This is a genomic window from Pseudomonas sp. 14P5.3.2 (assembly GCF_057799175.1).
Genome location: NZ_JBYOKU010000008.1, coordinates 85126 through 106235, shown reverse-complemented (window position 1 = coordinate 106235; position 21110 = coordinate 85126). Strand labels below are relative to the sequence as shown.

At 61.8% G+C, this 21110-nt stretch carries 20 protein-coding genes; 11 read left to right on the top strand and 9 right to left on the bottom strand.

Going from position 1 to position 21110, the window contains the following annotated elements:
- Positions 1-202: 202 nt before the first annotated feature.
- Positions 203-649: a response regulator gene (locus AC27VU_RS08890; RefSeq protein WP_226500956.1), complete on the bottom strand. Its 447-nt coding sequence runs from the start codon at positions 647-649 to the stop codon at positions 203-205.
- 259 nt (positions 650-908) lie between these two features.
- Here AC27VU_RS08890 and AC27VU_RS08885 point away from each other — a divergent pair, with 259 nt between their 5' ends.
- The 8 genes from AC27VU_RS08885 (at position 909) to AC27VU_RS08850 (ending at position 10101) form a co-directional block, all read left to right on the top strand.
- A complete protein-coding gene (locus AC27VU_RS08885; RefSeq protein ID WP_315975171.1) occupies positions 909-2843 on the top strand; it encodes a DUF294 nucleotidyltransferase-like domain-containing protein in 1935 nt (644 codons plus the stop codon).
- Entirely contained in the window at positions 2840-3547 is a 708-nt protein-coding gene (locus AC27VU_RS08880; protein ID WP_338800166.1) for a 3'-5' exonuclease, read from the top strand. The genes AC27VU_RS08885 and AC27VU_RS08880 overlap by 4 nt, the downstream gene beginning before the upstream one ends.
- Before the next feature lie 207 nt (positions 3548-3754).
- Entirely contained in the window at positions 3755-4273 is a 519-nt protein-coding gene (locus AC27VU_RS08875) for an RNA polymerase sigma factor (protein WP_262143362.1), read from the top strand.
- Positions 4270-5241, top strand: coding sequence for a FecR domain-containing protein (locus AC27VU_RS08870; protein ID WP_103486439.1), 972 nt, complete (start codon positions 4270-4272; stop codon positions 5239-5241). The genes AC27VU_RS08875 and AC27VU_RS08870 overlap by 4 nt, the downstream gene beginning before the upstream one ends.
- A 234-nt stretch (positions 5242-5475) precedes the next feature.
- Complete coding sequence (locus AC27VU_RS08865) at positions 5476-7902, top strand: TonB-dependent siderophore receptor (RefSeq protein ID WP_226500953.1); 2427 nt, start codon at positions 5476-5478, stop codon at positions 7900-7902.
- Positions 7903-7977: 75 nt separating this feature from the next.
- Entirely contained in the window at positions 7978-9102 is a 1125-nt protein-coding gene (locus tag AC27VU_RS08860) for a PepSY-associated TM helix domain-containing protein (protein ID WP_201136407.1), read from the top strand.
- The gene (locus AC27VU_RS08855; protein WP_003228937.1) at positions 9099-9278 is read left to right on the top strand and encodes a hypothetical protein; all 180 of its coding nucleotides are present in this window, start codon (positions 9099-9101) and stop codon (positions 9276-9278) included. The genes AC27VU_RS08860 and AC27VU_RS08855 overlap by 4 nt, the downstream gene beginning before the upstream one ends.
- 193 nt (positions 9279-9471) lie before the next feature.
- Positions 9472-10101: a glutathione S-transferase gene (locus AC27VU_RS08850; RefSeq protein WP_400507966.1), complete on the top strand. Its 630-nt coding sequence runs from the start codon at positions 9472-9474 to the stop codon at positions 10099-10101.
- Positions 10102-10273: 172 nt separating this feature from the next.
- Here the strand turns inward: AC27VU_RS08850 and creD are convergent, their stop codons facing one another.
- The 4 genes from creD to rloA2 form a co-directional block, all read right to left on the bottom strand.
- Positions 10274-11644, bottom strand: coding sequence for a cell envelope integrity protein CreD (gene creD / locus AC27VU_RS08845; protein WP_201136405.1), 1371 nt, complete (start codon positions 11642-11644; stop codon positions 10274-10276).
- A gap of 203 nt (positions 11645-11847) precedes the next feature.
- Positions 11848-13266, bottom strand: a complete 1419-nt coding sequence (gene creC, locus AC27VU_RS08840; RefSeq protein WP_488723887.1) for a two-component system sensor histidine kinase CreC — start codon at positions 13264-13266, stop codon at positions 11848-11850.
- Positions 13266-13946: a two-component system response regulator CreB gene (gene creB, locus AC27VU_RS08835; protein WP_488723886.1), complete on the bottom strand. Its 681-nt coding sequence runs from the start codon at positions 13944-13946 to the stop codon at positions 13266-13268. Before creB ends, creC begins: the two co-directional genes overlap by 1 nt.
- Before the next feature lie 68 nt (positions 13947-14014).
- Positions 14015-14521, bottom strand: coding sequence for a retropepsin-like aspartic peptidase RloA2 (rloA2, locus tag AC27VU_RS08830; RefSeq protein WP_103486433.1), 507 nt, complete (start codon positions 14519-14521; stop codon positions 14015-14017).
- A 310-nt stretch (positions 14522-14831) separates the two neighbouring features.
- Between rloA2 and yihG the strand changes: the two genes are divergently transcribed.
- Positions 14832-15719 (top strand): 1-acylglycerol-3-phosphate O-acyltransferase, YihG family, encoded by an 888-nt coding sequence (gene yihG, locus AC27VU_RS08825; RefSeq protein ID WP_488723885.1) that lies wholly within the window; start codon positions 14832-14834, stop codon positions 15717-15719.
- A gap of 1 nt (position 15720) precedes the next feature.
- On the opposite strand, the gene AC27VU_RS08820 is transcribed toward yihG, so the two are convergent.
- Positions 15721-16278 carry a DUF2780 domain-containing protein gene (locus AC27VU_RS08820; RefSeq protein WP_003228952.1) on the bottom strand — a complete coding sequence of 186 codons (558 nt, stop codon included), beginning with the start codon at positions 16276-16278 and terminating at the stop codon, positions 15721-15723.
- A gap of 148 nt (positions 16279-16426) precedes the next feature.
- Here AC27VU_RS08820 and AC27VU_RS08815 point away from each other — a divergent pair, with 148 nt between their 5' ends.
- Positions 16427-17062, top strand: coding sequence for an RNA polymerase sigma factor (locus tag AC27VU_RS08815; protein WP_488723884.1), 636 nt, complete (start codon positions 16427-16429; stop codon positions 17060-17062).
- Positions 17059-17733, top strand: a complete 675-nt coding sequence (locus AC27VU_RS08810; RefSeq protein ID WP_488723883.1) for an anti-sigma factor — start codon at positions 17059-17061, stop codon at positions 17731-17733. Before AC27VU_RS08815 ends, AC27VU_RS08810 begins: the two co-directional genes overlap by 4 nt.
- A gap of 215 nt (positions 17734-17948) precedes the next feature.
- Here the strand turns inward: AC27VU_RS08810 and fdhA are convergent, their stop codons facing one another.
- The 3 genes from fdhA to AC27VU_RS08795 form a co-directional block, all read right to left on the bottom strand.
- Positions 17949-19148, bottom strand: a complete 1200-nt coding sequence (gene fdhA, locus AC27VU_RS08805) for a formaldehyde dehydrogenase, glutathione-independent (RefSeq protein WP_007962594.1) — start codon at positions 19146-19148, stop codon at positions 17949-17951.
- Positions 19149-19349: 201 nt separating this feature from the next.
- The gene (gene purU / locus AC27VU_RS08800) at positions 19350-20207 is read right to left on the bottom strand and encodes a formyltetrahydrofolate deformylase (protein ID WP_488723882.1); all 858 of its coding nucleotides are present in this window, start codon (positions 20205-20207) and stop codon (positions 19350-19352) included.
- 223 nt (positions 20208-20430) lie between these two features.
- Entirely contained in the window at positions 20431-21063 is a 633-nt protein-coding gene (locus tag AC27VU_RS08795; protein ID WP_034155013.1) for a sarcosine oxidase subunit gamma, read from the bottom strand.
- Between the last annotated feature and the right edge of the window lie 47 nt (positions 21064-21110).

Here is a 21110-nt window from a genome sequence, read left to right as displayed (position 1 = left end):
AGCGCTGAAGCCGGACATGAAAAAGCCCTGATCTTGTGATCAGGGCTTTTTTGTTGGCCGCTAAAATCTGACAACCACTGATGATCCATTGTGGGAGCGGGCTTGCTCGCGAAGGCGGTCGGACAGTCACCACAGGTGTTGAATGTTACTGCGCATTCGCGAGCAAGACCGCTCCCACAGGGGGGGCGGTGTCGCTTGAGAGTCAGGGTTCGATGCCCAATTCGTGTTTGACCAGACCCAGCAACTTCGCCGTATCAATCGGCTTGAGCAGAAAATCCACCACGCTCAGGTGCATCGCGGCAATCGCGTCCTTCACATCGGCATCGCCGGAAACAATGATGATCGGCAACGCCGCCCGCTCCGACTCACGCACCTGCCGAATCAGATCCAGCCCACCGACGTGGCCCATGCGCAGATCAGTGATCACCAGGCCAATCGAGGGTTTTTCCGCGAGCATCTTCAGCGCGGTTTCACCGCTGGCGGCGGTCATGCAATGAATGCCATCCAACGCGAGTATCTCCGACAAAAGCTCCCGGGCGTCCTTGTCGTCATCGACGATCAGTACACGCTGCGGCGGCAGATCGGGTTCGAGCATTACAGCACTGAGCGCTTCACGCTCGGCGTCGCTCAAAATATCGTGGTCGGACATGGGATTCTCTACGTTTTCAATTCAGTCACCTGGCACAGTCGTCAGACATCGCTAAGCAGAGCTTCAATGTGCACTTCGTCGGATTTTTTTCCAAGAGGCTGGCGGGAGAATTTCCGACTGTTTTTGTAGGGCACTTCCCAAATGTGCCGAACGGCAGCGCAAACCTAGACTTACGTCCAATGGGCACCCCGCGCGCAGGGGCCGACCATGGCTGCAACGATCCGACAACAACAATTCAAAAAAGACTGCGGTAATGGTTATGAGTAAAGCGGACGCCTTCACCCAGGCAGGGAAAACCGCGGTGTTGCAGAACATTCAGGGCACCCTGCAATTCCTTCAGCGCTTCCCGCCCTTCAATCAGATGGAACACGCGCACCTGGCTTATCTGGTGGAACAATGTCAGCTGCGTTTCTATGGCCAGGGCGAGAGCATCATCAAACCCGCCGACGGGCCGGTCGAATATTTCTACATCGTCAAACAGGGTCGCGTGGTCGGCGAACGCCAGCACATCACCCGGCCCGGCACCGAAACCACCTTCGAGATCACCACCGGGGAATGCTTCCCGCTGGCCGCGCTGATTGGCGAGCGGGCGACCCGCACCGAGCATCTGGCCAGCGAAGACACCTTCTGCCTGCAACTGAATAAACCGGCGTTCATCAAACTGTTCGCCCTGTCCAACAGCTTCCGTGATTTCGCTTTGCGCGGGGTCAGCAGCCTGCTCGATCAGGTCAACCAGCAAGTCCAGCAGAAAGCCGTGGAAACCCTCGGCACCCAGTACTCGCTGAACACCCGCCTCGGCGAATTGGCGATGCGCCATCCGGTGACCTGCAGCCTGGACACGCCGCTGCGCGAAGCGGTGAAGTTGATGCACGAGCAACAGGTCGGCAGCATCGTCGCGGTGGATGAACACAAGGCGCCGCTGGGGATCTTCACCCTGCGCGATCTGCGCGAAGTGGTCGCCAATGGCAGTGGTGATTTCAGCGAAACCATCGAGCGGCACATGACCTGTTCGCCGTTTTTTCTGTCGCCGGATCACAGCGCATTCGACGCGGCGATTGCCATGACCGAACGGCACATCGCCCACGTTTGTCTGGTCAAGGATCAGCGTCTGTGTGGCGTGGTCTCCGAGCGTGATCTGTTCTCGCTGCAACGGGTCGACCTGGTGCACCTGGCCCGGACCATCCGCAGTGCCCAGCGCATCGAGCAACTGGTGAGCCTGCGCGGCGAGATCGGCCAACTGGTCGAACGCATGCTCGCCCACGGTGCGTCTTCGACGCAGATCACCCATATCATCACCCTGCTCAACGACCACACCGTGTGCCGGGTGATCGAACTGACCCTCGCCGAAAAAGGCGACCCCGGCGTGCCGTTCAGTTGGCTGTGCTTCGGCAGCGAAGGCCGGCGCGAACAGACGCTGCACACCGATCAGGACAACGGCATTCTGTTCGAAGCGCGGGACGCGGCGCATGCGGCGGAGATTCGCGGCAAGCTGCTGCCAATCGCCCAGCAGATCAACCAGAGCCTGGCGCAGTGCGGCTTCAGTCTGTGCAAGGGCAACATCATGGCCGGCAACCCCGAACTGTGTCTGTCGCGGGCGGAATGGGCGCGGCGCTTTGCGGCGTTCATCCGCGAGGCAACGCCGGAGAACCTGCTCGGTTCGAGCATTTACTTCGACCTGCGAGTGGTCTGGGGTGACGAAAAAGGCTGCGCGCAACTGCGCCGGGGGATTCTCGATCAGGTCGGCGACAACCGTTTGTTCCAGCGCATGCTGGCCGAGAACGCCCTGCGCAATCGTCCGCCGGTGGGGCGTTTCCGCGAGTTTGTGCTGGCGCGCAAAAACGGCGAGAAAGCCACCCTTGATCTCAAGGTTCAGGGCCTGACGCCCTTCGTCGACGGCGCACGCCTGTTGGCACTGGCCAATGGCATCGAAACCAACAACACCCTCGAACGCTTGCGCCAACTGGTTGAAAAAGAGGTAATCGAACGTCTCGACGGCGCTGCGTATGAAGAGGCCTACCATTTCATCCAGCAGACACGCATGCAGCAGCATCAGATCCAGACGCGTGAGAATCTGCCATGGTCGAACCGGGTCGACCCCGACAGCCTCAATCATCTGGACCGGCGCATCCTGCGTGAATCCCTGCGCCAGGCGCAGCGCTTGCAAAGCAGCCTGGCCCTGCGGTATCAGCTATGAGCCTGTTCTCGTGGCTGCGGCCGGCCAGCCCTCTGCTGTCGGCAGACCTGCAACAACGTCTGGCAAAACTGCCGGCGATCAGCGAACTGAAAGAATGCAGCCTGCGTGAGCAGCGCTGGGTGGTGCTCGATCTGGAAACTACCGGGCTGAACTTGAACAAGGATCGCGTGCTGTCGATCGGTGCTGTGGTCATCGAAGACGGCGCGATCGACTTCAGTCAGCAGTTCGAGCGCACTCTGCAATGTCGGGAGCTGAAGCTCAGCCCGAGCGTGTTGATCCATGGCTTGGGGCCGAACGCGATTGCCGCCGGCAGCGACCCGGCCGAGGCGTTGCTGGAGCTTATGGAATTTATCGATGACAGCCCGGTGCTGGCGTTTCATGCGCCCTTCGATCAGCACATGCTTGGGCGCGCGCTGCGGGAACACCTGGGTTACAAGCTGCAGAACGTGTTTTTGGATGTCGCGGACATGGCGCCGCTGCTGTGTCCGCAGGCGAATATCCGCGAGGCCGGGCTGGACGAATGGATCGACTGGTTCAGGCTGGAGGTGTTCGAGCGGCACAACGCGAGTGCCGATGCGCTGGCCACGGCAGAGCTGGCGTTGATTCTGTTCAGCCGCGCGCGACAGCAGCAGATTCATAGTCCGCTGAATCTGCAGCAACGCTTGAGTCAGTGGAAGCGCCGACAGCAGGCGCCTTCCTTGTAGATTTTCGGCGCCTGCTCCGGCCCCTTCGCGAGCAAGCCCGCTCCCACCCTGGAATGCATTCCCCCTGTGGGAGCGGGCTTGCTCGCGAAGAACGATGACGCGGTCCTGCTGATACCACCCGACCAGTGGCCAATTGCTAACCATTCCCACCTCTGCGAGAATCGCGAACAATTCTCGTTGGTTAACATTTCCCAATCGGTGCGTCTGGTGTCGTCAGTCCCAAGCCCTCACAGTGAACTCGTCGGTGCGTTGTATCGTGACCATCGCGGTTGGCTGCTGAGTTGGTTGCGGCGCAATGTGGCTTGCCCGCAACGGGCCGAAGACCTGAGCCAGGACACCTTCGTCCGTCTGCTCAGTCGCGATGAGTTGCTGACGCCGCGCGAACCCCGGGCGTTTCTGGTGGCGATTGCCAAGGGCCTGCTGTTCGACTACTTCCGCCGCGCCGCACTGGAGCAGGCCTACCTCGCCGAGCTGATGCTGATCCCCGAAGGCGAACAACCGTCGGTCGAAGAGCAGCAACTGATCCTCGAAGACCTCAAGGCTATCGACCGCCTGCTCGGCAAGCTGTCGACCAAGGCCCGCGCCGCCTTCCTTTATAATCGCCTCGACGGCCTCGGCCATGCTGAAATCGCCGAGAAGCTTGGCGTCTCCGTGCCCCGTGTGCGGCAGTACCTCGCGCAGGGCATCCGCCAGTGCTACATCGCCCTGTACGGTGAGCCGACATGAGTCCGGCCAGCTCCAAACCGGTCTCCGCGCAGGTGCTGGATGCGGCGATTGCCTGGCAGTTGTCGCTGGATTCCGGCAGTCCGCTGGAGCGCGAGGAGTTCGCCAAATGGCATGCAGCGAATGAAGAACACGCCCGCGCCTGGCGGCAGTTGGGCATGCTCGATCAGCGCTTCAGCGTCGCCAATGGCCCGGCCCGCGCGGCCCTGCTGCAATCGCGCGAAGGCATTCGGCGGCGCGTGCGCAAGCTCGGCAGCGGATTGGCCAGCGTGGTGGCGCTCGTCGGTCTGGCGTTGTTTGCCGGTGATCGCTACTTGCCGCTGGATTACTGGCTCGCCGATCAACGCACCGCCACCGGCGAGCAGCGTACCGTGCGCCTGGCCGATGGCACCGTGCTCAACCTCAACACCCACAGCGCGGTGGATGTGCGTTTCGATGCCAGGCAGCGGCTGATCGTGTTGCAGGAAGGCGAGATCATGGTCGAGACCGGTCACGGCGATGCGCGGCCGTTCATCGTCGAAACCCGCGAAGGCAGCATGCGCGCATTGGGCACACGGTTTCTGGTCAAGCGCGAGGAACAAGGCACGCGCCTGAGCGTGTTGCAATCGGCGGTGGCGGCGCATCCACAAAGTCACCCCGAAGAGCAGATCCTGCGCGAAGGCCAGCAAGTGCTGATTCGCAACGACGGCCTCGACACAGTCGCTGCGCTCACGCCCGGCGCCGATGCCTGGACCCGCGGCATGCTGGTGGTGGACAACGCGCGGCTCGCAGACCTCGTGCATGAACTGGCTCGTTATCGCCGCGGATATCTGGGCGTGGCGCCGGAAGTCGCTGACCTGCGCATCACCGGCAGCTTCCCGCTGCACGACACCGACAAGGCCCTGAGCGCCCTGCTGCCGACCCTGCCGGTGCAGATCGAGCAGCACACGCCGTATTGGGTCACGGTGGCGAAGGCTGATACCAAGCCTTAAAAAATTCGTTGTCAGGGAAATAGCTATCGCGAGCAGGCTCACTCCTACAGTAGGAATGCGTTCCCCCTGTAGGAGTGAGCCTGCTCGCGATAGGGCCACCCGCAGCACTCGAAAATTCCGAATCAGCAGCCCCACTCCCAGTTAATCGAAATTATTTTCATCCAGCCCTATCACTTTTCAATTCTCGTCCGGCACACAGGCAATTGAGAAATATTTCCATTCAGGAGCCTTCGCATGTCCCGTTCGCTAGACACCTTGCTGCGCCCCAGTCTGCTGGCCGTCGCCATCGCCCTCAGCGCGCCGCTGATCAGCAGCCCGCTGCTCGCCGCCGAACAGGCCTCCAGCGTCCGCGCCTACAACCTGCCGGCGGCGCCGCTGTCGACCACCCTGAACCAGATCGCCAGCCAGGGCGGCCTCGCGCTGTCACTGAATCCGTCGCTGGCGGCGGGCAAGACCTCCGCGCCGGTCAGCGGCCAATACGATGCCGCCGGTGCGCTACGCGCTGCCCTGCGTGGCACCGGTCTGCAACTGGAACAAAGCAGCACCGGCACTTACACCCTGGTGGCGGTGCCGGAAGGGACACTGGCGCTGCCGGAAACCGCAGTCATCGGCGTGGAAAACCTGGAAACCGCCTGGGGCCCGGTCGAAGGCTACACCGCCACCCGCACTGCCGCCGGCACCAAGACCGACACCGCGCTGGTCGAAGCACCGCGCTCGATTTCGGTCGCCACCCGTCAGCAGATGGACGACCGCAGCGTGCACAGCCTCGATGACGCCGTGCGCTACATGCCGGGCATCACCGCCAGCAGCTACGGCAGCGACACGCGCGCCGACTGGCTGCGCGTGCGCGGTTTCGAGCCGACCCAGTTCCTCGACGGCCTGCCCCTGCCAAAAGGCGTGTACGCCAACCCGAAACAGGAAACCTGGAACCTCGACCGTCTCGCCCTGCTGCGTGGCCCGGCCTCTTCCGTCTACGGCCAGACCCCGCCGGGCGGCCTGCTGGACATGGTCAGCCGACGCCCGAGCAGCGACGCCAGCAGCGAAATCCAGTTGCAGTACGGCAGCGACAACCACCGTCAGATCAACTTCGCCAGCACCGGCAAGATCGACGACGCCGGCCAGTTCCTCTACGGCATCAGCGGCGTGGTGCGTGACAGCGGCACCCAGATCGACCACATCGACAACAAGCGCTACAACATCGCGCCGAGCCTGACCTGGAACATCGACGACGACACCAAATTCACCCTGCTGAGCCAGTTCACTCGCGACGATACCGGCATCACCAGCCAGTTCCTGCCGGTGCAGGGCACCAAGATCGACATGCCGTTCGGTAGCGTCTCGCACCACAAAAATCTCGGCGATCCGGATTGGGAATACTACGACCGCACTTACTACGCGCTCGGTTATGCCTTCGAACACCGGCTGAACGATGTCTGGCAGTTCAAGCAGAACCTGCGTTACACCAAGTCGGACCTGTCGTTCCAGGCCCTGACCGTCGGTTCTTACCCGTACACCATGGTGGACGATCAAGGTAACGTCGGGCGCACCAGCACCAGCGTTGACGAAGACATCAGCCAGTTCGCGGTGGACAACAACTTCCAGGCCGACTTCGCCACCGGTGATATTCGCCACACCGTGCTGTTGGGGCTGGATCACCAGCGCAGCAACACCAACTACCTGTCGATCTACGGTGACGGCCTGAAAACCAACGTGCTGAACCCGATCTACGGCCAGCCGATCGTTCGTCCGGATCGCTCGACGGCGTATTACGACTACGACCAGAAGACCTACCAGACCGGCCTTTACGTGCAGGACCAGATGGCCCTCGACCAATGGCGCCTGACGCTGGGCGGTCGTGAAGACTGGGTCCACACCGGCACCACGTTCTTCAACAAGGCCGACGCGACCAACACCCAGCGCGACAAGAACTTCAGCGGTAACGCAGCGCTCAGCTACGTGTTCGACTCGGGCTTCGTCCCGTACATTTCCTACGCCGAATCCTTCCAGCCAACCACCGGCGCCGACGCCTCCTCCAGCGGTTCGCTGAAACCGACCGAAGGCAAGCAGTGGGAAATGGGCGTCAAGTACCAGCCACCGGGCAGCAAGACCCTGCTGACCGCCGCCGTGTATGACCTGACGCAGAAAAACGTCGCGGTCACCACCACCGTCGGCAACACCCCGATCACCAGCCAGACCGGCGAAGTGAAAGTCAAAGGCCTGGAGCTGGAGGCGACCTCGGACGTCACCGATAACCTCAAAGTGATTGCCGCCTACACCCTGGCCAAGTCCGAAGTGCAGAAAGGCGACTACAAAGGCAACCGCCTGCAACTGATGCCGAACCAGCAAGCCTCGCTGTGGACTGATTACACCTGGCACAGCGGCGTGCTCGACGGCTTCGGTATCGGCGGTGGCGTGCGTTACACCGGCAACACCTATGGCGATCAGGGCAACACCTGGCTGGGCAAGGCCAATGCCTACACCGTGTTCGATGCCTCCGTGCATTACGACCTCGGGCGTCTGGACAACAGCCTCAAAGGTGCGTCGCTGGCCGTCAACGCCACCAACCTGTTCGACAAGGACTACATCTCCACCTGCGACGGCTTCTACTGCTACTACGGCGACCAGCGTAGCGTCGTCGCCAGCGCCACCTACAAGTGGTAAGCGACTGAGTGCCAACCGGTCCTGTCATCAGGCCGTCCCTGCGGGGACGGCTTTGGTGTTTTTGAAGGTCACGAAATGAAAAGTAAAACCATCCGCCGCTGGTCGTTCATCCACACCTGGACCAGCCTGATCTGCACCGTGTTTCTGCTGTTGTTGGCATTGACCGGCCTGCCGCTGATATTCCATCACGAGATCGAGCACCTGCTCGGCGATGCCCCGCAAGTGCGCGAGATGCCCGCCGACACGCCGCGCCTGAATCTGGCGCAACTGGTCGACGCCGCAGAAAAACATCGTCCCGGCGAAGTGGTGCAGTACTTCGGTTTCGAAGACGACGAGCCCAACGCCGTGCTGACCATCATGGCGAAAACCGCTGGCACCGAACCGAACTCTTCGCACACCTTCATGCTCGATGCGCGTACCGGTGAAGCGCTGGAAACCCCGTCGGCCAATGGCGGCCTGATGCTGTTCATCCTGCGCCTGCACGTCGACATGTTCGCCGGGTTGCCGGGCAAGTTGCTGCTGGCATTCATGGGCCTGCTGTTTGTGGTCGCGATCATTTCCGGGACGGTGCTGTATCTGCCATTCATGCGCCGTTTGCAGTTCGGCACCGTGCGTCAGGACAAGTCCACCCGCCTGCGCTGGCTCGATCTGCACAACCTGATCGGCATCGTCACCCTGACCTGGGCCTTGGTGGTCGGCGTCACCGGAGTGATCAGTGCCTGTGCAGATCTGATCATCGCCGCGTGGCGCAATGACACGCTGACCGCCATGGTCGCGCCCTACCGCGATGCCCCGCCGCTGACCCGACTGGCCCCGGCCACCCGCCTGCTGGACATCGCCCGCGACGTGGCGCCGGGCATGAACCCGGATTTCATCGCTTTCCCCGGCACGCGGTTTTCCAGCGAGCATCATTATTCAGTCTTCATGAAGGGCGGCACGCACCTGACCTCGCACCTGCTGACGCCGGTACTGATCGATGCCAGCACCCTGCAAGTCACCGCCGTCGGTGAACGCCCGTGGTACATGGACGCCATGGGCATGTCACAGCCGCTGCACTTCGGCGACTACGGCGGCATGCCGATGAAAATCCTCTGGGCGACCCTCGACGTGCTGACCATCATCGTGCTCGGCAGCGGCGTGTACCTCTGGGTGGTGCGGCGTAAAGCGGCGAAACCGGTGACGGCGGAGGCTGCTGCATGAAGCCGCGTCAGTCGAGTTTCTGGAAAGTCTTCAGCACCCCGCTGGTGATCGCGCTGCTGAGTGCGGCGGGGCTGTTCGCGGCGTTGTTGGGGGATGGAATCTGGGATGCGTTGAGCTGGGTCGGGCTGGGTGTGCCGGCGTTTCTGGCCGTAAGAGGCTTGCTGCCGCGTGGGTGATTTTTGTGCTGCCTGACAGGGCCTCTTCGCGAGCAAGCCCGCTCCCACAGGGGATTTGTGAACGAAACAGATCCAGTGTGGGAGCGGGCTTGCTCGCGAAGGCGGCCTGATGAACACCAGCAAATCCCTCGCCAGCCGCTCTGTATCTGACTAGGCTAACCTCCTGCTCTTCGATGACCACCGAGGTTTGCCAATGTCCGCCCCCAGCATGACCCTGTACCACAACACGCTTTCCCCGTTCGTGCGCAAAGTGATGGTGCTGCTGCACGAGACCGGCCAGCAGGATCGCGTCGCTCTGCAAGACTGCGTCCTAAGCCCGGTCAGCCCGGATTCGGCGCTCAACGCCGACAACCCGCTGGGCAAGATTCCGGCCCTGCGTCTGGCCGACGGCAGCGTGATTCATGACAGTCGCGTGATTCTCGAATACCTCGACCAGCAGCACGTCGGCAATCCGCTGATCCCCCGCGAAGGTGCGGCCCGCTGGCGGCGTCTGACCCTGGCCTCGATGGCCGACGGGATCATGGACGCCTCAGTGATGGTGCGTTACGAACTGGTGCTGCGCGCCCCGGAAAAGCACTGGGATGAATGGCTCGACGCCCAGCGCGACAAGATTCGTCGCGCCCTGGCCTATCTGGAAAGTGACGCCATTGCCGAGCTGACCAGCCATTTCGACGTGGCGGCGATCAGCGTCGCTTGTGCACTGGGTTACATCGATCTGCGTCATCCGGATCTGGACTGGCGCAGCGCCAATCCGCAACTGGCCAACTGGTATTTCGACGTGAGCCAGCGACCGTCCATGGTCGCCACCATGCCCAAGCCTTAAGTCGGCGGCGTCTGATCCGGCCCCTTCGCGAGCAGGCTCACTCCTACAGTTGACCGCATTCCCCTGTAGGAGTGAGCCTGCTCGCGATGGCACCACCTCGGTTCCGACGGCAGTGACGCAACAATCAGCGTCACCAACACCTCTGCCTCCCGCTGCTCCTCACGCAATCCACTCATTGCATCCCCCCCACATCAAACTCCAGCGGCTTGGCCGGTTTCTGCCCGATCCCGTACCAGTCGAGTTTGCGCGTCAGCACCATGAACACCCCGAGCAGGCCGAACAACAGCAGCGAGCCCATCAGCAGCGCGTAATCCTCGGCGCTCAGCAGGCCATACAGCAGGCCATACAACGCCGCCAACCCCGCGGAAAAACTCAGGCCATGACGCACACTGTGCAGCACGTGGCAGACATAAAACCCGATCAACAACACACAGCCACTGGCCGACAGCAGATACGCCAGAGCAAAGCCGATGTGCTCCGACAACGACAACAGCAACAGGTAAAAGAACGCCAGCGCCACCCCGACCAATGCGTATTGCACCGGGTGCACCGCCAGACTTTTGAGCACTTCGAACAGGAAGAAACCGGCGAACGTCAGGACGATGAACAACAGCGCATATTTGATCGCCCGATCACTCTTCAGGTACTGATCCACCGGATCGATGAAGCTCACACCAAAGCTGCGCCCGTTGAACGCCTCGCAGTCATTGCCCATCACGCAACGGCTCATGGCTTCTTGCAGGTTGGTGGAGAAGAACGTGGTCTGCCAATCGGCGCTGAAGCCCTGATCGCTGATCTCGCGTTTGCCCGGCAGGAAGTTGCCGACAAAGCTTGGATGCGGCCAGTTGGCGGCAAGGCTGACGTGACTGCTTTTGCCCACCGGCAGCACCTGCAACGAACCGGTGCCTTGCAGGCGCAGGTCGAAACCGAAGGTCAGCTCGGTGGCGTTGCGAGTGTCCAGCACCGGCAGCGTGACCCGTACACCTTCGCCGAGCCATCCGACCTGGGTGCCGGGTACGAAATCCAGGCGTTGACCATCGAGTTCCAGTTTCAGCGCGTTTTCGATGCCGCGAATATCGCTGATGCCCACCGCCAGAAACGGCGCATCGAACTGGTAGTCGGCAAAATCTTCCTGAATCCCCAACTGCGCCGGCAACGAGAAATGCCCATCGATGCGGTTGTCGGCGTGGAACAGTCGCGCTTCGTAAATACCGCGATTGCGCAGTTCGGTTTGCACTTGCCCGTCGAGCTCGAAGCGCTCCGGCAAAAAATACAGACGACCGCGTTCTTCACTTGGCTCGTCGTAGCGCTGGTTGGTTTTGTCGTTGAGCTTCCAGTTGTGAATCACTTTGCGATACGGCACCACCATCACCGGCCCGCTCAGTTGCTGGCTGTTACTGGAGCTGCGGGCAATGTCTTCAAGCACGCCATCGCGCCGTTGCTGGCGGTCATCGATGATGCCGTCGATCATCAGCAGCGGTATCAGCAACAGCAGGATCAGCAGGGCAATCGCCCCGAGCTTGATGGTCAGATTCTTGTTCATGGGACTCTCCCTGTTTGGATGGGCAGAGTCTGGTGTTGATGTATGAGGAGAATGTGGGGGGAATATGGAGATTGTGTGGAGACTGCACCGGCCCCTTCGCGAGCAAGCCCGCTCCCACAGTTGATCTTTGGTGTGACAGAGACCTGTGTTTCAACACCCCCCCCTGTGGGAGCGGGCTTGCTCGCGAAGGCAGCGACGCGGTTTCAAGGCAAGCGCAAAGTCAGTTCCACGCCATTCTCGACATTGCGGATCTGCATCAACCCACCATGCAACTTCATCACCTCCTCAACGAAGTTCAGCCCCAAACCGGTGCTCTTGCGCCCACTGTCCGGACGCGGCAATGAGTAAAACCGTTCACTCAAGCGCGGTAAGGCGTACTCGGGAATCGCCGCCGCTTCGTTGAACAAGCGCAACTCGACCTGCTCTCCAACACGCTCGGCACTGAAACGCAGCAACCCGCCGATCGGGGTGAAATCCAGCGCATTCTCCAGCAGATTGCCCAACGCCTGACGCAGCAGAAACGGCTCGCCGATCAGCAACAGATCCGACGCAATCGTCTGCTCGACCTTGAGCCGCCGGCCTTCGATCCGCGCTGCCTGCGCCTGCAATAGTTCATCAACCAACGCCGCCAGCGGCACCGCCACCCGCTCCTCAAGCCCCTGCCGCTGCTCGACTTGCGCGAGGTTCAACAGGCGCTCGATCAACTGCTGCATCCGCGCGCTTTCGCTGTCGATATTGCCGACAAAACGCAGGCGCTGAATCGCTGGCATGTCACCCTGCAGCAATTCCGCCGCACCACGAATTGCTGCCAGCGGACTTTTCAATTCATGGGTCAGGGTGTGCACGTAGCGTTCGACGTAAGCCTTGCCTTCGAGCTGGGTGCGCATCTGCTCCAGCGCCGTGGCCAGTTGTTCCAGCTCGCCGCCACGATAATGCGGCACTTCAACCCGGCGCCCTTCACTCACCGCTTTGGCGTAGCCGGTCAAACGGTGCAGCGCGCGGCTCAGCCACCACGACAGCAAAGCGCCGAACAGCAGGCCGAGGCCGATCAGCCCGGCACCGTAAAACAGCAAGCGCCGCTCGGTGCGATCGACATAAGGCTGCAATGAGCTGTTGGGCTTGGCCACCGTGACCACACCGATGATCCCGCCGTTATCACGGATCGGCGCGCCGACGTGCATCACCGAGGACGCCGGGTCGTTCGGATCGCTGCGGGTCGAGCGCGCGCCGTATTCGCCGCGCAGGGTCAGGTAGACGTCGTTCCAGCGCGAATAATCCTGCCCGACCGCCACGCCGCTGGAATCCAGCACCACGATGCCTTTGGCGTCGGTGACGTAGATGCGGTGGTTGACCTGGTTTTTCGGCAGGCCCCAGATCGTCGCCTGTGGCTGGCGCTCACCGAAGGCCCGCAGCAATTCGGGCCAGCGGTTCTCGCTGAGCGTGCCGGCCTTGAAATCATCACGGAGAATTTCCGCCATCAGGTTGGCGGTGTCGACCAGGGTTTCTTCGGTGGACTGGCGCACACCCGGGCGGATTTCTTCCATCACCGTGTTGAGCACGAAGTAACCGGTCAGGCCGACAAACAGCACATACACCAGAAAAATCCGCAGCCCCAGCGACATCAGCTGTGCCCCGGGCTGTAGCTGTAACCGAGGCCGCGATGGGTCTGGATCGGCTCGGCGTCGGCCCGCACCAGACGCAGTTTGGCGCGCACGCTCTTGATGTGGCTGTCGATGCTGCGCTCGTAGCCGGCGTCGGCGGCAACCCCCAGCGCGTCGAGCAATTGCTCGCGGCTGAACACCCGCTGCGGTTGTTCAAGCAGGCATTGCAACAGGCGGAATTCGTGGCGGGTCAGATTCAGCGGCTGGCCCCGGTAGACGATCTGCACGCGCTCGGGATCGATGCGAAACAGCGCCGAGGAGGTTTCAACCACGGGACGCGGCGCCATGCGCTTGAGAATCGCCCGGACCCGCGCGGCGACCTCACGCGGGCTGAACGGCTTGACCACGTAATCGTCGGCGCCGATTTCCAGCCCCACCACCCGGTCGATCTCGGCGTCCCGGGCGCTGAGGAACAGCACCGGCACTTCACTGAAGCGCCGCAGCTGTTTGCAGGTTTCGAAACCGCTGATGTCCGGCAGGCCGATATCGAGAATGATCAAGTCAGCCGGGGTCTGCCGTTGATGCTCCAGCGCTGCCGCGCCGAGGCTCAGCCACGTGGTGGCAAACCCCTCGCCCTGCAGGGCAAAAATCAGCGTGTCGGCAATCGCCGCTTCGTCTTCGACAATCAGGATATGAGGCATGGCGTCCGAGCCCATGGGTTAAGTGCGCGAACGGTGCCCCAAGCCTGACCTTACGTCAATGAGACCACTTAGCAGTCCGGCTTGTCGGCGGTGAAACGCCGTGCCGGGTTCACTGCCGCGCCGAACTCGCGCAGGGCCTTGGCGCCGATCAGCAGGGGATAGTTGAAGTGACTGCGGTCGGTCAGGTTGACCTCAACGGTGCGCTTGACGTTGCCCAGGCACAGCTCCAGATCGACCACCGGACGCTTGGCGACTTCGGTGACGTCGCGATCTTCATCGTCCTCGTCGGAGCGACTCTTGATCTTGCTGATCCGCGCGACCTTGTGCTCGTAGACCTTGTTATCGGCATCCTTGGTAGCGAGGCGAAAACGCACCCAGTCTTCGCCATCGCGGGTGAAGGTCTCGATGTCCTTGGCCGACAGCGAAGCGGTCAGCGCGCCGGTGTCCATCTTGGCCTTGAGCACCTCACCACCGATTTCCGGCAGCGCGATGTATTCGTAACGCCCGTACAGGGTCGGCTCGGCGGCCATGACCGGCAGGGCGACGAGGGCAAACAGTGCAAGGAGGGATTTCACGTAGAGGGCTTCCTTGGAAAATGAGGGCGTCAGACGCGAGATTTTAGACAGCCATTGGGCAATTCGTTCGCCCTGAATCCGCCTTCGCGAGCAAGCCCGCTCCCACAGGGGATCGGGGATCTGTTGAAGATGGCATGCACACTGAAAATCCACTGTGGGAGCGGGCTTGCTCGCGAAGAGGCCAGCCCTGCCAACACGGTAATCAGCTCCAGCATAGCCAGCCAAAAGTGAAACATTCGTCACCATCAATTTGGCCTGTCGCCCGAAGCCACTTATCATGGCGCGCCCATCCGCCTTCATAGAGTTGCTTATGCGCCGCCTGCTCACCGGCTGTTTCGTCACCCTGCTGCTGTTGCTCAACACCCTGATTCTGATCGGGCCGTTGCTGGTCTTTGCCCTGCTCAAATTGATTGCACCGGGGCGCTGGCGCGATTACGCCTCGTGGGCGGTGATGTGGATTGCCGAGACCTGGGCGGAAATCGACAAGCTGATCTTTCGCCTGTGCATCCCCACTCAATGGGACATTCGCGGCGGTGACAACCTGCGTGGTGACACCTCGTATCTGGTGGTCAGCAACCACCAGTCGTGGGTCGACATTCCAGCGCTGATCCAGACCCTCAACCGGCGCACGCCGTTCTTCAAGTTCTTCCTCAAGAAAGAACTGATCTGGGTGCCGTTCCTGGGTCTGGCGTGGTGGGCGCTGGATTACCCGTTCATGAAGCGCTACAGCAAGGCGTTCCTCGCCAGGCACCCGGAGCTGGCGGGCAAGGATCTGGAAATCACCCGACAGGCCTGCGAGCTGTTCAAGCGCCAGCCGGTAACGGTGGTGAATTATCTGGAAGGTACTCGCTACACCGCGGCGAAAAGCGCGCAGCAGCAGTCACCGTTCAAGCACCTGCTCAAACCCAAGGCGGGTGGCGTGGCATTTGTTCTGGCGGCGATGGGCGAACAGCTGGACGCGCTGCTCGACGTGACCGTGGTCTATCCACAGCAGAAGATCCCGGGATTCTGGGATTTGATCAGCGGCAGCGTGCCGCGGGTGATCGTAGACATCCAGACCCGCGAACTCGACCCGGCGCTGTCGCAGGGCGATTACGAAAATGATCCGCTGTTTCGCCAACAGGTCCAGAACTGGGTCAACCAGCTCTGGACCGAGAAGGATCAGCGCATCAGCCAACTGCGCGGCGAGCGCACCTGAATCAGCTACCGGTGCCGGCGCCCCAGATACTGCCCAGGCTCTGCAGCAGCGGGCCGCCGACGCCTTGATCACCCAGGTACTTGAGCAGCACCGGGGCAAACTGACCGACCATGCCGCTGTCCATGCCCAACGCACCGAAGGCATTGTTCAGGTCGCTGGTGTTCTTGACGTTACCCAGCGCGTTTTCCAGCCCGGCTGACTTGCCCGACGAGCCGAGCAACCCGCTCAACGCCGCCAGGTTGCCGCTACCGCCCGACAGTTTGTCGATGCCCGGCACTTCTTTGGCCAACTGCGAATAATCGGTGCTGCTCAATTGGTTCTTGGCCAGGCCAAGCATGGCGCTGGTGCCACCGACGGCTTGCTGCGGCGTAACGCCGAGATCGGTGACCGCTTTCAGCAAACCAGCCGTTTCCGAGGTCGGCGCGGCGGCGGTGGCAGCGTTGCCACCCTGCATGCTCGAAGCCGCTTTGGTCACGTCTTCCAGACTGAACCCTGCGAACACCGGGCCAGCCGCAAGGGTCATCAGTGAAGCCAAGGCAATACCGCGTGAAATCTTCATTCAGACATCCTCTTGCGCTGTGGTGACCGCCCCTCAATAGGCGGCAAAACTGCCGATTTGACCGGGTTTCAGCCAGCATGTTCCTCGCCGGCGCATCCATTTTCAGCATGGCCACGTATATAAAACGTGAAACCGCGGATAACCCGAGATGAATGGCACAAGCGCTGTCCCTGAACTAGCCTGTGAACAGCCCGAGCACCGCCCTCGTCGCCCGCCCATTGCCTGGAGAGCCGTCATTTCCATCGCCGACCCTGATCAGTTGCGCCAGCTGCTGGCCCAGTGCTCACTGGGTGACCGTGCTGCGTTCGAAACGCTCTATCGCAGCGTTGGCCCGCGTCTGCACGGCGTGGCCCTGCGCATCATGGGCCGGGCGGATCTGGCCGAGGACGTGGTGCAGGAAAGCTTCGTGCGGATCTGGAACAACGCCTCGCGCTACGAAGCCCACTTGTCGGCGCCGCTGACCTGGATGATCAACATCACTCGCAATCAGGCCATCGACCAATTACGCAAACAGCGCGAACGGCCGCTGACCGACTTCGAACAGGACACCCTGCCGGACGATGGCCCTTCAGCCCACGACCTGTTGAACAGCAGCCGCGAAGCCAGCGCGCTGCATCGCTGCCTGGACACCCTCGACGGCATGCAGCGCCAGTCGATCAGCGTCGCCTACTTCCAGGGCCTTTCCTGCTCGGAACTGGCCGAACAGCTGGCCGCACCGCTGGGCTCGGTGAAGTCGTGGATTCGCCGCGGCATGGAGCGTCTGCGCAGGTGCCTTGAATCATGAACTACCAGACCCCCGCCCTGCGCCGCGCCCTCGCTGCCGATTACGCCATCGGCCTGATGTCTGCGGCGGCGCGCAGGCGCTTTGAACAATTGCTGCTGGATGACGCAGCACTGCGAAGCGAGTTGGCGCAGTGGCAGGAGAGCCTTGCCAGCCTTACCGAAACGCTGCCGGAGCAACCGGTGCCGGATCGGGTGTGGCAAGGCATCACCGCGCGGATCGAACCGCAAGTGCTGCACGTCCCGGAAAAACGTCCGTTCTGGAACTGGCTACGGGTCAGCGCCGCGCTGTGTTCGATCGTGATCCTGGTATTCCTCGGCTCGCTGTACAACCGCGACGACGCCCGCTACCGCGCCACCCTGCTGACCGCCGACGCGCAGCCGGCACTGAAGGTCGAGGCGCATGCCGATTATCTGCAAGTCGAGCCGCTGACATTGGCGGCAGTCGGGCCTGATCGCAGCCTGGAATTGTGGGCGATTCCAGCGGATGGCAAGCCGATTTCGCTGGGGGTGATTCCGGCGGGGGGCAAGGGCAAGGTTGAATTGAGCGCGGCGCAGAAAGTCTTGATCGGCCAGCCGATTGCGCTGGCGGTGAGTCTGGAGCCGAAGGGCGGCTCGCCGACCGGGCAACCGACCGGGCCGGTGCTTTACCAAGGCGCGTTAGCGGCTCTCTGACTCTGGCACCACAAACCTCTGTGGCGAGGGAGCTTGCTCCCGCTGGGCTGCGAAGCGGCCCAAATCTTGTGTGGGTAATTTTCCTGAGACGGCGCATGTGTGGATTTTACGACGGCTTCGCCGCCGAGCGGGAGCAAGCTCCCTCGCCACAGGTTTTATGCTCATCCCAATAAAAAACGGCGACCTTGAGGTCGCCGTTCTGCACTGCCTGAAGCTTAAGCCGCACTGAACAACCGATGCGGATCGATCACAAACTTCTTCGGCACACCGGCATCGAACTCGCCGTAACCTTCCGGCGCCTGATCGAGGCTGATGACTTGCACGCCCACCACTTCGGCGATGTTGATGCGGTCCCACATGATCGCCTGCATCAGTTGGCGGTTGTACTTCATCACCGGGGTCTGGCCGGTGTGGAAGCTGTGGGATTTGGCCCAGCCCAGACCGAAGCGGATGCTCAGGCTGCCCATTTTCGCGGCGGCGTCCACGGCACCCGGATCCTCGGTGACGTAGAGGCCCGGAATACCGATCTTGCCGGCGACACGCACCACGCCCATCAGCGAGTTGAGCACGGTGGCCGGGGCTTCGGATTTCACCCCGTCATGGCCGTGACCACGGGCTTCGAAGCCCACGCAGTCCACCGCGCAATCGACTTCCGGTTCGCCCAGCAGCGCGGCGATCTGCTCGTGCAGCGGCGTGTCCTTGGACAGGTCGACCACTTCAAAGCCCTGAGCCTTGGCGTGCGCCAGGCGGATGGTGTTGACGTCGCCGATGATCACCACCGCCGCCCCCAACAAACGCGCCGAGGCAGCCGCGGCCAGACCGACCGGGCCGGCGCCCGCGATATAAACGGTGCTGCCCGGGCCAACGCCTGCCGTCACCGCACCGTGATAGCCGGTCGGCAGAATGTCGGAGAGGCAGGTCAGGTCGCGGATTTTCTCCATGGCCTTGTCGCGATCCGGCAGTTTCAGCAGGTTGAAGTCGGCGTATGGCACCAGCACGTACTCGGCCTGGCCGCCAGTCCAGTCGCCCATGTCGACGTAACCGTAGGCACCGCCGGCACGGGCCGGGTTAACGGTCAGGCAGACACCGGTGTGTTGCTCCTTGCAGGAACGGCAGCGCCCGCAAGCAACGTTGAACGGTACGGAAACCAGATCGCCGATTTTCAGGTTCTCGACGTCGGAACCTTTTTCGATCACTTCGCCGGTGATTTCATGGCCCAGCACCAGACCGGTCTGCGCCGTGGTCCGGCCGCGCACCATATGCTGGTCGGAGCCACAAATGTTGGTGGACACCACACGCAGGATGACACCGTGCTCGATCTTCCTGCCGCGCGGGTCCTGCATTTTTGGATAGTCGATTTTCTGCACTTCGACCTTGCCAGCGCCGAGATACACCACACCACGATTGCCAGACATGCTTTCACCTCGCTGTTGTTTTTATGGAACCGCGTTGCCCAGGCAGGCAGCGCGTTAAGTGCTCGGGTTATTGCTTGTTGGTCTTGCGTTGTCAGTTATGGCCCCTTCGCGAGCAAGCCCGCTCCCACATGATCTTTGGTGTGACAGAGAGCTGTGTTTCAACACAAATCCCTGTGGGAGCGAGCCTGCTCGCGAAAGCTTCTAAAGAACGACAGTTCTGTTGGCGTTCAAAAACACCCTTCTTTCGATGTGATAACCCACCGCCCGGGCCAGGGTCAGGCCCTCGATATCGCGCCCCTTGGCAATCAGATCCTCGGGGTAATGACTGTGATCCACCGCCTCGACGCCCTGGGCAATGATCGGCCCTTCATCGAGGTCGTTGTTGATGTAATGCGCCGTCGCGCCGACCAGCTTCACGCCCTTGTTGTAGGCCTGGTGATACGGCTTGGCACCCTTGAACCCCGGCAGCAGCGAGTGATGGATGTTGATCGCCTTGCCATCGAGCTTGCGGCACAGTTCCGGCGACAGCACCTGCATGTAGCGGGCGAGGATCACCAGTTCGGCGCCGGACTCTTCGATCACCTGCCACACCTGACGCTCCTGCGCCGGTTTGTCGTTGGGGTAGAGGGGAAAATGGTAGTAGGGAATCTGGTGCCAGTCGGCCAAAGGCTTGAGATCCGGATGGTTGGACACCACCGCCGCGACGTCCATCGACAACTGGCCGATGCGCTGGCGGTAGAGCAAGTCGTTGAGGCAGTGATCGGCCTTGGAAACCATGATCACCACTTTCGGCCGGTAGTTCGGCGCGGTCAGTTCGAAGACCATGCCGAACGCCTGACCGCGCTCGGCAAGGCCGGCGCGGAAGGATTGTTCGTCGAAACCGTCAGGCTGACGGAATTCCACGCGAATGAAGAAACGGCCCGAGAGCCGGTCATCGAACGAATGGTGCTCGGTAACGTAGCAACCCTGCTCGAACAGAAAACGCGTCACCGCGTCCACCGTGCCGAGCACGCTGGGGCAGTCTGCGGTCAGAATCCATGTGTCTGGGGCGCGGCTCATGGTGCGGTGACTCCTGTTCTTTTGTGCGCGGTGTCTGGGGGATTTTTGCCCCTCACCCTAGCCCTCTCCCGGAGGTAGAGGGGACTGACCGAGGTGTTCTTTCGAGCTACGCCGACCTGAAATATCGCGGCGAACTCAGGCTCGAAAACTACACAAATCTGCTCCCTTTCCCCCTCTCCCCCTTGGGGGAGAGGGCTGGGGTGAGGGGGTGGCTCTTGATCTTTCAGGCCTGAACGCTCAGGCCGTACTCGGCCGACGCATCCTGCAGCCACAACCACCAGTAATCCGAGAAGCTGCGACGGATCAGCAGTTCCCAGGTGTCTTCGGCGGTGTGGCGAATCATCAGCTGCGATTTGGCGAACACCGTGCCTACCGCTTTGCCGACCGGGAAGTTGTTCGGGTGCACGTCATAGCTGGTGGATTTCATCAGCACCTGACGCACGTTCGGCCCGCTCAGTTCGAGCACTTGCTGGCCGCCGCTGACGTTGACGATCGCGATGTGCAGATCGCCCAGCGCTTCGCGCAGCTTCTGCTCGGCGGCGAATTCCTCACCGCTTGGCACGATCAGCAGCCACTCGTCCGGGCCCATCCATTGCAGGCTGGTTTCGCCTTTGACGATCACGCTCAGGGCGCCCGGCAATTCGATGCCGAGGGCCTTGTGCACACCGGCGGCGAAGGCTGCATCGTGGCCATCGCCACGAATGGTCAGGTGACCGAGGAGTTTCTTTTCACGCACGATGACGCCGGCGTTCTTGCGACCCTTGCCGACCAGGCTGGCGAGGTCGGCATGGTGCAGCGACGACTCGGCACGGGCCCCGGTGGTCGGGCGTTGTTGGTACACGTTGGCTGTGGTCATAAAGCACCTATCTCAATTCTGTTGGTCCGGTCCTTGTGGTGGCTGTA

Bases quoted from the DNA above. Each gene is read 5' to 3' on its own strand.
- AC27VU_RS08890 (WP_226500956.1), bottom strand. From the start codon at position 649: ATGTCCGACCACGATATTTTGAGCGACGCCGAGCGTGAAGCGCTCAGT.
- AC27VU_RS08885 (WP_315975171.1), top strand. From the start codon at position 909: ATGAGTAAAGCGGACGCCTTCACCCAGGCAGGGAAAACCGCGGTGTTG.
- AC27VU_RS08880 (WP_338800166.1), top strand. From the start codon at position 2,840: ATGAGCCTGTTCTCGTGGCTGCGGCCGGCCAGCCCTCTGCTGTCGGCA.
- AC27VU_RS08870 (WP_103486439.1), top strand. From the start codon at position 4,270: ATGAGTCCGGCCAGCTCCAAACCGGTCTCCGCGCAGGTGCTGGATGCG.
- AC27VU_RS08865 (WP_226500953.1), top strand. From the start codon at position 5,476: ATGTCCCGTTCGCTAGACACCTTGCTGCGCCCCAGTCTGCTGGCCGTC.
- AC27VU_RS08860 (WP_201136407.1), top strand. From the start codon at position 7,978: ATGAAAAGTAAAACCATCCGCCGCTGGTCGTTCATCCACACCTGGACC.
- AC27VU_RS08855 (WP_003228937.1), top strand. From the start codon at position 9,099: ATGAAGCCGCGTCAGTCGAGTTTCTGGAAAGTCTTCAGCACCCCGCTG.
- AC27VU_RS08850 (WP_400507966.1), top strand. From the start codon at position 9,472: ATGTCCGCCCCCAGCATGACCCTGTACCACAACACGCTTTCCCCGTTC.
- creD (WP_201136405.1), bottom strand. From the start codon at position 11,644: ATGAACAAGAATCTGACCATCAAGCTCGGGGCGATTGCCCTGCTGATC.
- creC (WP_488723887.1), bottom strand. From the start codon at position 13,266: ATGTCGCTGGGGCTGCGGATTTTTCTGGTGTATGTGCTGTTTGTCGGC.
- creB (WP_488723886.1), bottom strand. From the start codon at position 13,946: ATGCCTCATATCCTGATTGTCGAAGACGAAGCGGCGATTGCCGACACG.
- yihG (WP_488723885.1), top strand. From the start codon at position 14,832: ATGCGCCGCCTGCTCACCGGCTGTTTCGTCACCCTGCTGCTGTTGCTC.
- AC27VU_RS08820 (WP_003228952.1), bottom strand. From the start codon at position 16,278: ATGAAGATTTCACGCGGTATTGCCTTGGCTTCACTGATGACCCTTGCG.
- AC27VU_RS08815 (WP_488723884.1), top strand. From the start codon at position 16,427: ATGAATGGCACAAGCGCTGTCCCTGAACTAGCCTGTGAACAGCCCGAG.
- AC27VU_RS08810 (WP_488723883.1), top strand. From the start codon at position 17,059: ATGAACTACCAGACCCCCGCCCTGCGCCGCGCCCTCGCTGCCGATTAC.
- fdhA (WP_007962594.1), bottom strand. From the start codon at position 19,148: ATGTCTGGCAATCGTGGTGTGGTGTATCTCGGCGCTGGCAAGGTCGAA.
- purU (WP_488723882.1), bottom strand. From the start codon at position 20,207: ATGAGCCGCGCCCCAGACACATGGATTCTGACCGCAGACTGCCCCAGC.
- AC27VU_RS08795 (WP_034155013.1), bottom strand. From the start codon at position 21,063: ATGACCACAGCCAACGTGTACCAACAACGCCCGACCACCGGGGCCCGT.